Origin of the sequence: Hymenobacter defluvii, from assembly GCF_017589435.1 — a bacterium.
GTDB classification, from domain to species: Bacteria; Bacteroidota; Bacteroidia; order Cytophagales; family Hymenobacteraceae; genus Hymenobacter; species Hymenobacter profundi.
Window position 1 is genome coordinate 658,500 of record NZ_JAGETX010000001.1, and the last position, 12,714, is coordinate 671,213.

At 56.2% G+C, this 12,714-nt stretch carries 10 protein-coding genes; 6 read left to right on the top strand and 4 right to left on the bottom strand.

What is annotated here, in order from left to right; all coding sequences use genetic code 11:
• Positions 1–153: 153 nt before the first annotated feature.
• On the bottom strand, positions 154–3,309 hold the full coding sequence (locus J4D97_RS02610) for a SusC/RagA family TonB-linked outer membrane protein (protein ID WP_208306239.1): 3,156 nt from the start codon (positions 3,307–3,309) through the stop codon (positions 154–156).
• Positions 3,310–3,844: 535 nt separating this feature from the next.
• On the opposite strand from J4D97_RS02610, the gene J4D97_RS02615 reads away from it, so the two are divergent.
• From J4D97_RS02615 to J4D97_RS02625, 3 genes are all read left to right on the top strand, one after another.
• Positions 3,845–6,127 (top strand): GH92 family glycosyl hydrolase, encoded by a 2,283-nt coding sequence (locus J4D97_RS02615; protein ID WP_208306240.1) that lies wholly within the window; start codon positions 3,845–3,847, stop codon positions 6,125–6,127.
• A 78-nt stretch (positions 6,128–6,205) separates the two neighbouring features.
• Positions 6,206–7,231 carry a LacI family DNA-binding transcriptional regulator gene (locus J4D97_RS02620; RefSeq protein ID WP_208306241.1) on the top strand — a complete coding sequence of 342 codons (1,026 nt, stop codon included), beginning with the start codon at positions 6,206–6,208 and terminating at the stop codon, positions 7,229–7,231.
• A gap of 41 nt (positions 7,232–7,272) precedes the next feature.
• Positions 7,273–7,776: a phosphoheptose isomerase gene (locus J4D97_RS02625; RefSeq protein WP_208306242.1), complete on the top strand. Its 504-nt coding sequence runs from the start codon at positions 7,273–7,275 to the stop codon at positions 7,774–7,776.
• Positions 7,777–7,966: 190 nt separating this feature from the next.
• Here the strand turns inward: J4D97_RS02625 and J4D97_RS02630 are convergent, their stop codons facing one another.
• Positions 7,967–8,647 (bottom strand): hypothetical protein, encoded by a 681-nt coding sequence (locus tag J4D97_RS02630; RefSeq protein ID WP_185283502.1) that lies wholly within the window; start codon positions 8,645–8,647, stop codon positions 7,967–7,969.
• Positions 8,648–8,766: 119 nt separating this feature from the next.
• Here J4D97_RS02630 and surE point away from each other — a divergent pair, with 119 nt between their 5' ends.
• From surE to J4D97_RS02645, 3 genes are all read left to right on the top strand, one after another.
• The gene (gene surE / locus J4D97_RS02635; RefSeq protein ID WP_432207205.1) at positions 8,767–9,651 is read left to right on the top strand and encodes a 5'/3'-nucleotidase SurE; all 885 of its coding nucleotides are present in this window, start codon (positions 8,767–8,769) and stop codon (positions 9,649–9,651) included.
• A gap of 16 nt (positions 9,652–9,667) precedes the next feature.
• Positions 9,668–10,216, top strand: a complete 549-nt coding sequence (locus J4D97_RS02640; protein ID WP_208306244.1) for a 2'-5' RNA ligase family protein — start codon at positions 9,668–9,670, stop codon at positions 10,214–10,216.
• Positions 10,217–10,418: 202 nt separating this feature from the next.
• On the top strand, positions 10,419–10,739 hold the full coding sequence (locus J4D97_RS02645) for a putative immunity protein (RefSeq protein WP_208306245.1): 321 nt from the start codon (positions 10,419–10,421) through the stop codon (positions 10,737–10,739).
• A 184-nt stretch (positions 10,740–10,923) separates the two neighbouring features.
• Here the strand turns inward: J4D97_RS02645 and J4D97_RS02650 are convergent, their stop codons facing one another.
• A complete protein-coding gene (locus J4D97_RS02650) occupies positions 10,924–11,127 on the bottom strand; it encodes a hypothetical protein (RefSeq protein WP_185283506.1) in 204 nt (67 codons plus the stop codon).
• Positions 11,128–11,300: 173 nt separating this feature from the next.
• Positions 11,301–12,632 (bottom strand): sensor histidine kinase, encoded by a 1,332-nt coding sequence (locus J4D97_RS02655; RefSeq protein ID WP_208306246.1) that lies wholly within the window; start codon positions 12,630–12,632, stop codon positions 11,301–11,303.
• Positions 12,633–12,714: the final 82 nt, after the last annotated feature.

Here is a 12,714-nt window from a genome sequence, read left to right on the forward strand (position 1 = left end):
AGCAGTCCTGTGCCCAAGACTGTAGTTCGGGCGAAGCGTTGTATATTCGAAAACATAAGAAAAGACGTTTGAAAGAATGAAGAGTAGTTGTTCTTAAGTAGCTGTCAGTTGGCAAGCAATGCCGATTTATCGCTGACAACAGATAATTGACAACTAGAAAGATACATTCAGGCCAGCTGTGAAAGTGCGAGCCTTGGGATAGTCGAAGAACTGAATGCCTTGGGAGAAAGTATTGCCGTAAGTCGACGTCTCAGGGTCGTAGCCGAAGTAATCAGTGAGTAGGAAGAAGTTCTGCGCCGACACATACACACGGAGGCGGCTCAGCGAAATCTTCTGAATTAACTCGTTGGAGAAGTTATACCCCAGTACCAGGTTACGACCCCGCAGGAACGATGCATCCTGCACTTTATAAGAGTCAATGCGCGAATCGTAGCGGATGTAAGAGGGACGCACTTCAGCAATGCTGGTATTCTGATTCTCCGGTGTCCAGGCGCCTGTCAGAGCCTGCTCGTAGCTATTGGCTTGCCCGGTGCGGTCCAGCGCCGAGTGGTGGGTCAAGTTCATAGCCTTGTTGCCATAAGTGAATTGTAAGTCCACAAGCAGATCAAAGCCTTTGTAGCGGAAGTTGTTGATGAACGAGCCGAAGCCAGTAGGAATGTTCTTACCTAAGATCACCCGGTCCTGGTCGTTGATCTGGCCATCGTTATTTTGATCCTTCCATTTGAGGTCACCGGGTAGGCGGTCATATTTTGCAGCTTCATCCGCTTCGTTGGTGTTCCAAGTGCCCAGACGCTCCAGTCCAAATAGCGAACCTACCGGGTTGCCCACGCGCAGCACGGTGGTCTGGTTGAGGAAGTTCGGACCAGGAAAAATATCGTCGCCAGCTGCGCCCAATTGTAGGATGCGGTTTTGCAGGAAGGAAACGTTGAAGGTCGTATTCCAAGTGAAGTCTGTGCTCTGAATATTTACTGTATTCAGCGACAACTCCAAGCCCCGGTTGCGCACGCTACCTACGTTGCTCGGAATAGAGCCATAGCCGCTGCTGCGTGGTACGGGTGCGTTGAGAAGCAGATCTTTAGTGGTACGCTGGTACAGATCTGCCTCAAAGGTGACGCGGTTTTGCAGCAACCCTACGTTCAGACCCAGGTCAAACTGATCGGCCGTCTCCCATCTAAGGTCTGGGTTGCCTAAGGAACCCAATGTAATACCGTTTGTGCGGGTTCCACTAAAAATATAGCCGTTGGTGCCCAAAAACGTCTGCGACACATAGTTGCCAAAATCAGGACCGCTGTTACCGGTACGACCATAGCCGAAGCGCAGCTTCAGATCCGAGAAAATGCGGTTTTCCTTCAGGAAATCTTCTTCCGAAATCCGCCAGGCAATAGCCGCCGATGGGAAAATCGCATTCTTGTTGTTTTCCCCGAAGCGCGACGAGCCGTCCCGACGGGTGGTCAGAGTCAGCAGGTAGCGGTCCTTGTAGCCATAGTTCACGCGTCCAAAGATGGAGAAGAATTGGTCGGCATTGTAGCCAGAGCTGGGTGGGTTGGGGGTAGAGCCCGTTCCTAGATTATAAAAGCTGAACGCATTGTCTACCAATAGGGTAGTGCTGCTGCCATTTGCCAGGCTTCGGAAGCGGCGGGAGTCTACACCTACCACCACGTTCAACGAGTTGTCTTCGTTCAACTGTTTGTTGTACGTGAGGTAGTTCTGCCACTGCAAGCTAGTAGCGTTGTAGTCGTTGATGCTGGCGTAGCCTTGCTGCCCCCGTAATTGAATCAGGGTGGTAGCGTAGGATGGGTCGTTGTAATTCTGTATTGTGGCGCCTAGGACACTGCGGAAATTCAGGCTCGGCAGGATCGTGAAATCCAGGTAGCCGTTACCCGAGAAAACTTGCCGGCGGCGGAGTTCTTCATCCTCCTGAGCAATGGCAACCGGGTTGTCTCCCGTTTCCATATCCGGGTAGTCTTGGCGCCTGGCGTAGGTACCATCCGGGTATCTGACGGGCATAATAGGAATCATCTCAATCATCATGCGCGGAATGTTGTTGCCGCCCACGAAGTCATTGCCGATACGCTCATCAATATTATTGTAGTTGATAGTAGTTCCCACTTTCAACCACTTTTTCACTTGGTTATCAATCACCAAGCGGGCATTATAGCGCTTCTGAAACGTATTCAGGATAGTGCCCTGAGCGTTGGTATAGTTCAGAAACAAACCGTACGTAAGCTGGTCGCTACCGCCCGAAAACGACAGGTTGTGGCTTTGGGTCACGCCTGTCTGTGTGGTTTCATCCTGCCAGTCAGTGTTGTAGAGTGGATTCAGGTTGTCGTCAAACAACGGACGCGGGCTATTGGCAGCAGTCAGCGCCCGTCGCTTGATACGCGGGTCACGGTTGGCGTAGCGGCCAGCGGCCCAGCCAGCAGGGTCATATTTCTGAATGTTCTGATACGCCAAGTCTTCCGTGGCCAGAAATTGCTGCGAGTCCATCACATCCAGCTTGCGGGCAATGCGGCTTACGCTCACGAAGGTGTCGTAACCAATCTGAGTGCCCTTTTTGCCGCGCTTGGTCGTAATCAGAATAACACCATTGCTACCCTGCGCACCATAAATAGCTGTAGCTGAAGCGTCTTTTAGTACTTCAATGCTGGCAATATCGTTGGGGTTCAGCGAGGTAATACCTGCATCCCAGAATACGCCATCTACTACATAAAGTGGGTTGTTGCCCGCATTAATAGAGCCATAGCCCCGCACCCGAATGAGTGGGCTGCTACCCGGTTGGCCCGAATTCAGAGATACATCAACACCCGCTACCCGGCCCTGTAAGCCCTGCGCTACGTTTACGATAGGGCGTTCTTCCAGCTCCTTGCTGCTTACGCTACCCACAGCTCCCGTCACGTCGGAACGCTTTTGCGTACCGTAGCCTACCACCACTACCTCGTCCAGCGCCTTGTTATCTGTTACCAGTCGTATTGTCAGCGTGGTACGGCCGCCAATAGCTACTTCCTGGGCTACGTAACCGATAGAAGAAACGACCAGCGTTTCGTTGCCGGTAGGCACCGTCAGAGAGAAACGACCCTCCGCATCAGATGAGGCCCCTACGCCCGTAGCACCTTTAAGTACCACGGTGGCGCCGGGTAATGGGTTGCCTTGGTCATCCCGCACTTGGCCCTGCACCGTCACATCAACACGACGGAAGGTCTCTGCCGCATGGTTGTTGGCCGTAGCCTGTGTGAGAGGTAACACCATTGCCACACTAAGCGCCAGCAGCGGTACCCTACACAACTGTTTAACAGATAAAGAAGAGGTCATAAGGTAAGATTTGGTGGAAGATGGAAATGAAAAAAACAATGAAGTAGGCTTGTCTCTCTAAAATGTTCACCCTTGTAGAAATCGATTGCAAAGAAAACTTAAACGTTTTAGCATGTCGATGTATAAAGTGAAATCAAAAGCGAGGCAAGAGCGAAAAGCTGAAGATTAGCGCGTGAAAAGCTACGGGCTACCCGGGCCAGCTGCTCGGGGTAGGGTAGGGAAGACAGCTATAATGACCTATAGAATAGGTAGCTGACGCGTTAGGAAAAGAGCTGAATTAGAGCGTAGGTCGTAAGCAGCAAAGAGAAACCATTGCACTAGCCTAAAGCAAAAAAGCGGTTTGTGAGCGAAAATATCAAGTATTTATTTTGATCTACCAAACAACTGCTAAAAGCTTTTAGCATATTTGCCCGGCAAGCCAGAAGCTATAATACTGTAAGGCCATACTGTTGCCACTAAGAATTGCAGGCCCACATCACCCGGCCGCACCCAATACAGGCTGCTTTCCCATCGCCATTTATCCTAACCTATTCGCATGCGAAAAGCGCATACTCACTTCCGGCAGGCCGCTGCTCGGCCATTTCGCTGGCTGCTTGGCGGACTGTTGCTAATTAGCGCCACCACTCACGCTCAAAACCAAAAACTCACCTCCTACGTCGACCCGATGATTGGGACCGGCGGGCACGGCCACGTATTTCTGGGGGCTAATGTGCCCTTTGGAGCCGTACAGGTAGGGCCGCAGAACATTTTCAAGGGCTGGGACTGGTGCTCAGGCTACCACTATTCCGATAGTCTGATTGTTGGCTTCTCGCACACGCACCTCAGTGGCACCGGCGGCTCCGACCTCGGCGACGTGCTCATCATGCCTTACACTGGTCCGCTCAAAACCGATAAAGGCCAGCAGAAAGCGCCCCACCAAGGCTACCTCTCGCGCTTCTCGCACCAGCGCGAAACCGCAAAACCCGGCTACTATGCCGTGACGCTGGACGACTACGGCATCCGGGCCGAACTGACCAGCTCCGCAAGGGTAGGCATGCACAAGTACACCTTCCCTGCTGGCGGTAAAGAGGCCCATGTTATCATCGACCTTAAAGAAGGCATCGACGACAAAGCCACCGATACGTATATAGAGCAGGTAGATGCGCAGACGTTTGTGGGGTACCGCTTCTCCAAAGGGTGGGCCCGCGACCAGCGCCTATACTTCGCCATCAAGACGTCGGCGCCGGTGCCGCAGTTTGCTATTTACAACGAGGCCGAAAAGCTCACGGGTAAATCGGGAAAGGGGCAGGCTATTAAAGGCGTATTCAACTTTGCGAAGGCTCCCAGTACCTTGCTGCTGAAGGTAGGCATCTCGCCGGTAAGCACCGATAATGCGCTAGCGAATATTCAGGCCGAGATTCCCGGCTGGGATTTCGCCAAGGTGCAGCAGGCCGCTGATGCGGAGTGGAATAAGGAGCTAGCAAAGGTCACCATCGAAACCAAGGACGCAACGGCCCGGCGCATTTTCTACACGTCCATGTACCACGCGCTGTTTGCGCCGGCCCTGTTCAACGATGCCAACGGCGACTACCGCGGCACCGATAAGAAGGTGTACGAAAAAGCGCCGTTTCAGAATTATACTATCTTTTCGCTCTGGGACACCTATCGCACGGCGCAGTCTTTCTTCCTGCTGGCCCAACCCGAGCGAGTAGGGGACATGATGCAGTCGATGCTGGCTATTTACCGGCAGCAGGGCAAGCTGCCCATCTGGCACCTGATGGGCAACGAAACCAACACCATGGTAGGCTACAGCGCCGTGCCAGCCTTGGCCGAAGCATACCTGAAAGGCACGCCCGGCCTCGACGGCAACCAGCTGCTGGATGCCATGCGCGCCTCCAGCACCCGCGACGACGAGGGCGTGAAGTACGTAAAGGAACTGGGCTTCATACCGGCCGACAAAGAAAGCGAGTCGGTAGCGAAGGCCATGGAGTATGCTATTGACGATTGGAGCATTGCGCAGGTAGCCAAAAAGTTGGGTAAGCAGGAAGATTATCAGAACTACAGCAAACGCGCCCAGTATTATAAGAAGTACTTCGACCCGCACACCCGCTTCATGCGCGGCCTCACCTCCGACGGCAAGTTCCAGCTGCCCTTCGACCCCATTCAGTCCATCCACCGCCAGAACAACTACACCGAGGGCAACGCCTGGCAGTACACCTGGCTGGTGCCGCAAGACCCACCTGGCCTGATCAAACTGTTCGGCTCCGATGCGGCGTTTGTGGAGAAGCTCGACAGCCTGTTTGTGGTGCAGGGTAGCCTGGGCGAAAGCGCCTCGCCGGATATATCGGGGCTGATTGGCATGTACGCCCACGGCAACGAGCCCAGCCACGCCACGGTGTACCTCTACCCCTACGCCGGCCAGCAGTGGAAAACCGCCGCCAAGGTGCGCCAGGTGCTGCGCGAAATGTACCTCGACAAGCCCGACGGCATCAGCGGCAACGAGGACTGCGGGCAAATGTCGGCCTGGTATATTATGTCGGCTATGGGTTTCTACCCCGTGAGCCCCAGCAGTGGCGCCTACGTACTGGGTAGCCCCATCGTCGATAAGGCTACTATTCGCCTGCCAAAAGGTAAGGTGTTCGTGCTGGAAGCGAAGAACAATAGCGCCGCCAACCCCTATATTCAATCTGCTAAGCTCAACGGCAAGCCCTACCCCAACAGCTACCTGCTGCACAAAGATGTAGTAGCCGGTGGCACGCTGGAGCTTACCATGGGCCCACAGCCCAATACAAGCTTCGGCGCTGCCGCGGCTAATCGCCCAAAAGAAGTGTATGAATAGAGTCTTAGGGTCATGGATAATGTTCAATGAAATACCTGAACGTCATCCAAGACCCCAAGACCCCAAGACCCCAAATACTTGAAAAAGAAAACCCTGATCCGCGACATTGCGCAGCACCTGGATGTGTCCATTGCCACTGTGTCGTTGGTGCTTAACGGGAAAGCGAAAGAAAACCGCATCAGCGACGCGCTGGCTGAGAAGGTGCTAACATATGTGGAGGAAGTTGGGTACAAGCCGAACCAACTGGCCAAAAGCCTGCGCACAGGCAAAACCCACGTTATTGGGCTAATTGTAGAGGATATTGCCAACTCGTTTTTTGCCACGGTGGCGGGCCTGATTGAGAAGAAGGCACTGGAGCGCGGCTACCGCATCATCTATTGCAGCACCAACAACGACACCGCCAAGACCAGCGACTTACTCACCATGTTTCAGGAGCGACACGTGGATGGCTACGTGGTGGCGCCTCCCAACGGGGTAGAAGAAGAAATTGGTGCCTTGGTGCGCAACGGTAAACCCGTGGTGCTGTTTGACCGCCTGCTGCCGGGCGTGCTGGCCAATGCCGTGGTGGTAGACGGCGCCGCCGGCACCTCCCAGGCCACACGGCACTTGCTGAGCCAGGGGTTTTCGTCGGTGGCCTTTGTGACCATCAACTCCGGGCAGACCCAGATGCTGGGCCGACGGCAGGGCTACGCGCAGGCCATGCGCGAATACGGCTTGTCGGAGCTGGTACTGGAGGTGGATTTTCTGCTGGAACGTGAACAGATGATTCAGCGCATTCACGAGTTTTTGCGCGCCAATCCGCTGTGCGATGCTATCCTGTTCTCTACCAATTACCTGAGCGTGTATGGGCTGGAAGCCATCAGCCGCCTGGGGCTGCGCATTCCGGAGGATATTGCCATTGTTTCCTTCGACGATTCCGACCTTTTTCGGCTGTATTCGCCCACAATTACCGTTATTGCGCAGCCCATGGAGGTGATGGCCGATAATATTATTGGCACGCTCCTAACCGCCCTGGAAGGGGGCGACGAGAAAGGCCGGACCACGCAAGTGCAGCTGCCGCCGTCCCTACTCATCCGGCAGTCATCGATTCGCCGCATACACTAGCCTCTGTTTTAATTATCTGGTTCTTTTACCTTTTTCTTCTTATGGAAACTACCGCTGCTAAATCCGCGCTTTTTGCCGAAGTAGCCGAGCACCTGCAACAGCAGGGCTTCACCGTCGACCGCAAGGACGATACGCGTCCGTGGGGCGGTTTTTTTGTGTTGGACGAGGAACAGGCCCAGGCTTTTGCCGATGCCTATTTCGATGGGCTGTCGGTGGATAGCCTGCGCATCTCGGGCAAGCTCAGCCCTAAGATCCTGCTAGTAGCACCTCACCAGCGCTTGTCGTGGCAGTACCACCACCGCCGCGCCGAAATCTGGCGCGTGGTACGTGGTACTGTGGGCGTTATCACCAGCGATACCGACGAAGAAGGTGAGCTGAAAACCTACGCGCCCGGCGAGCAAATTGTCCTGCAACAGGGCGAGCGGCACCGCCTTATCGGCCTCGACGACTGGGGCATCATCGCCGAAATCTGGCAGCACACCGACCCCCAGCAACCCTCCGACGAAGACGATATCGTCCGCGTACAAGACGACTTCGGACGCTAGACGAGTGACTGAGTGAGTTTGTAAGATTGTGCAGTTGTAAAGAAGAAAGCGTCTGTCATCCTGAGCTTGCGAAGGACCTTATCACAGTAGAACGAGTCGTTAGTACAATGGTCGTTCCACTGAAATAGGGTCCTTCGCAAGCTCAGGATGACAGACGCTTTCTTCTTTACAACTGCACAATCTTACAAACTCAATACACCACAACTCCTGTAATACGCGTAGCGGTAGGGATTTCAGCCGAAGGCATGTCGGTGCTGTGGTCAGCGGGGAGGGAGTTTTCGTCTAGCAGCCAGGCCATGCGGGCTTGGCGTGAGACGGCTGCGAAGCCATCGGGAGTGGTGCGTACCCGCGTTAAGCCAAACAGCTGACGCGCTGCACCGAAGGGCGAGCCCACGCCCACGCCTTCGCCAGTGCGGTACTGCGGATCGGTAACGATGATGCGCCGCAGGTAAAAACCCCGTTGCTGGTTGCCGGCCATTTCCAGTAGGGTAGGCGGCGCCGACGGGTCTTGCGCATCGCGCATCTCGTAGGCAGGGTAGGTGCTGTCGCCCACCGTGCGCGTGAGCTTGCGCAACTGGTCAGCGGGTACGCGGGCCAGGAGCAGCTTTTCGGGCATCCGCACCCGCAGCCGCCCGGCCTGGCCGGGGCTGATCAGGTGCAGCGAATCGGGCATATTCGGAGTTTGCGCAATGCGTTGTGCGGCCGCGTCGGGGTCGGTGGCGCGGGAGTCGCCGGCAAAGGGCGATGCTCCGCTAGAGGCCGTGGGTGTGGTAGACGAGTCGCAGGCGGTCAGCCCAGCCAGCAGCGCCAGGGGCAGCAGGGCGGCCCGCAGCAGCCCTATACCGGGAAGAAAGAAAGTTGAAGGTAGCATGTCCGAGTTACGGCAACGAGCGGCTTGGTGTTGAGAGGAAACCTGCATAACCAAAACTTTACGACCGAAGGCAGCCGACTTGCGTACCTTTAGCCGAGCTTTTTTCATCCAAAACCTTTCTGATCGTGCCCGACGCTTCTGCCCGCAAACCACTTATTCTGATTTCCAACGACGATGGTATTACTGCCCCCGGCATTGCCGTGCTGGTGCGCGTGATGCGCCGCCTGGGCGAGGTGGTGGTAGTGGCGCCTGACTCGCCCCAGTCGGGTATGGGCCACGCCATCACCATTGGCCATCCCCTGCGCCTCGACCCCAGCCGCGTGTTTGCCGACGAGGGCATCGAGGCCTACGAGTGCTCCGGCACACCCGCCGACTGCGTGAAGCTGGCCAAACACATGGTCCTAAAAGACCGCAACCCCGACCTAGTAGTTTCGGGCATCAACCACGGCTCCAACTCCTCCGTGAATGTGCTGTACTCGGGCACAATGTCGGCAGCCATTGAGGCGGCCATTGAGGGGCTACCTGCCATCGGCTTCTCGCTCTGCGACTACGGCCACGAGGCCGATTTCTCGCACGTAGAAGAGTGGGTGGAGCACCTCACCCGGCAGGCTCTAGGCCACGGTATTCCGGTGGGTACGGCCCTCAATATTAACATTCCCAAGAAGCAGGAGCAGCCCATTCTGGGTACGCGCCTGTGCCGGCAGGCTCGCGCCAAGTGGCAGGAGGAGTTCGACCTGCGCCACGACCCGCACCGCCGTCCTTATTATTGGCTGATTGGCAACTTCGTGAATGAAGATCAAGGTGAAGACACCGACGAGTGGGCACTGGCCAACAACTACATTTCCGTGGTGCCCTGCCAGTTTGACCTCACTGCGCATTACGGCCTCAGTCAGCTCAATGAAAGCTGGGACCTGACGCTGGGCGACCACCCGCCACGCCGTCCTACCCAGCCGCACACGCCCTACATCGGCAGCGCTACCCCCACCGACCCGCGCCCGGAGTAGGGTAGGCCCCACTCCAGTGCCCACGAAACCGCTGTACCTGGTAGCGCTGCTGCTACCCGAGCCCGCACTAGCAGAGGTGTGGGCGCTGAAGCAGGAGGTGCACCAGCGCACGGGCAGCCGCAACGCCGTGCGCCTACCCCCGCACATCACCCTCATTCCACCCCTGCGCCAATCCTCCGATTTCGAGCAGGAAGCGCGGCAAGCCCTGGCGGCTTTTGCTGCTACGCAGCGGCCGTTTGGGGTAGGAGTGGAGGATTTTGCGTGGTTCGGCAACCGCACGTTGTTTGTGCGCGTGCCGGAGGACGAAGGCGTACGGGCTTTCCACGCGGCCTTGCAGGCGTGGTGCGCGGCGCAGCTGCCAGAAGTGCCCCGCGAAACCCGGCCCTTTACGCCCCATGTCACCCTCGCCACCCGCGACCTGCCCGCCGGACAGGTGCCCGAATTACGGTCCCTGTTCGCGGCGCGTACCTACGCGGCTACTTTTGAGGTAGCGGCATTCCAGCTATTTCGCCACGATGGGCAGCAATGGCAGGTGGTCCAGACCTTTGCGCTTACTGCGGCATAGCAAAGACGTTGATTAAAAGAATGATACACATGGCAGCTTGGCGAGTTGGCGAATGCTGTGCTAGGCGAGTTTTCACTCTGCTGTTCTTGCGTGGTGCCATACCTCCCGATCCTTTCTCCTCGTAGAGTTGACTCGGGCTGTTACTGATGAGCTGCTTACACTTATGCATGATTTTCCTAAACCACCATTTAAAAATCCTGCTTTGCCTATTCATCATGCGCTGGCGCTGGAAGCCGCTGACTGCGCGGAGGGGGTACTACCTTTATTTGAGCAGGTATGCCCCCACGATATGCGTCCCCGCGAGGCATTAGCCACGTTGCGGGCTTGGGTGCAAGGGCAGACGAGCATGCTGTCTTGTCGGAAAGCCGCGTTTGGTGCACACGCGGCGGCACGGGCCGCTAGCCAACCAGCCGCCGTAGCCGCTGCCCGTGCTGCTGGTCAGGCGGCCGCAGTGGCACACATGTATACCCATGCTCGTCATGTGGCCGCTTATGCTGCCAAAGCAACTGCTTTAGCAGCATAACACTCCCTTGCGCTGCAATGGCTCTGGTTTCACCTTTGCATTTCAACTGTCAACTAAAGCCAGCAACGCATAGTGTAGGTCTTGGGGTAGGGAATTCTTTGGTTTGAAAGTAGAGCGCAAAAAAAAGGCCCCGTCCAAAGGATGAGGCTTTTCCTGTCTGCAAGGTAGTGCGCCTAGCCGGCCGCTATAGTACCTGTTGCGGCCGGTGGTGCAGAATAGCTGTGTGCACCGCCTGCACGTGCTTGTGCTCAAAGGCGGGATTGTCAGATTTATGAATGACAGGAATGCTGGTGCTAACGGGGAGCCGGTGGTGTGTTGCCTGCTGGTACCACAACACACCGATCAGCCCAAGTAGCACCGCTAGTAGCAAGAGCAGCAGCTTCTTCATGGCCTGAGAAAAATTCTGTGTCCGAAAGCTACGCGCAGCAAAATGAAGCCTGCGTGAAACCAGTCGATACCAAGTCAGCCTATCACAAAAAAAGACGCTCTGATTTGAGTCAGAGCGTCTTTTTTAGGAAAAATTCCCGTGCGTAGCGGTGCTAGCCTAGCGGCCGCACTACCTCACGCAAACTCCAGAATGAAGGTAGTGCCCTCGCCCACAGTTGACTCCACCCGCAGGTCGGCGCCGTGAAAGTCAGCAATGGTTTTGGCGATGGGTAGGCCCAGGCCGTAGCCCTCCGGCGCAGCGGCACCTTTATGAAAGCGCAAGAACCGGTCGAACAGGTGCGGAATATTTTCAGCAGCAATACCGGGACCCGTGTCGTGCACGCCCAGGCGGTAGCGGCCATCGGGTAGGAGCTGGCCCGTGATGGTGATGCTGCCTTCCTCGCGGTTGTATTTGATGGCGTTGCTAATCAGGTTGAACAGCAGCGTAAAGAGTAGCGTGCGGTTGGCGTTGGGAAGCACGTAATCGGGGTGCAACTCCACTAATAGCTTTATTTCGCGCTGGGCTAGGCGGTCTTCCAGCTCATTGGTCACGTCGGCCAGCACCGTCGCCAGCGATACGGTTTCGTTGCGCAGATACTGCTCGTTTTCGATGTTGGCGATGAGCAGCAGCGTTTTCACCGTGTTGCGCAGGCGGTAGAGTGTTTTCTGCGACTCCACCAATTTCAAAGAATGCGCGTGGCTCAGGCGCGGGTCTTGCAGCATGTTCTCGAACCGCGTTTGCAAGATACTCACCGGCGTCAGCAGCTCATGCGACACGTTCGACATGAACTCCCGCTCCTTGGCAAAAGCCCGCTGTATCTTGTGCATCATGCCGTTGAGGCTGTCGTCGAGGCGGCGGAAGTCGGCGGTGGTGGTGGTCAGCGGCTCAAAGGGAAACGCCGAGGGGTGGTTCACGGCCTGTAGTTTCTGGGTGATCAGCCTACCCAACGGCCGCAACAGGTAGTGGGCAAAAGCAGCGTCCGTAAACACCGTCAGCAAGGCGCCAATCACCAGCACCCACAGCGCCAGGTGGCGCAGTGTATAGGTGAGCAACTCCACCGTAGCCAGGCTGCTCCCGATTTCCAGCCGGTAGGCCCGCCCGCCGCGCCGAAATACGTGGCTGAGAATCCGAAAGTCCTCAATCTCATTGTCTACCTGGCGCTGCTCCTCCAACATCCGCACGGGTTCCTCGGGGGTAGTGTCGGGTAGGGGGGTGAGGCTGATGTACTCCTGTTTCAGGATATTATAATCGGCGTATGCCTCGGCGTTCTGCTCCTGCCGTACGAAAGCCGATATGCCGTCGCGCCGGATCAGGTCCAGCAGCTCCGTTTGCTTCTCGCGTAGGCGCTGGTCGGTGTGCGCCACGGATACTCTACTCACAATTGGCGGCAGCACCACCACGCCCAGCAGCACCAGCAGCAGCTTCGACAGCGCATTAAATAAGACCAGCTTTGCTTCTAACCGCATGGTTTACTATTGCTAAAACCCTGTCATCCTGAGCAGAGCGAAGGACCTTATGTCCGTTGAACAAGTCGTTGATACGCTAGTC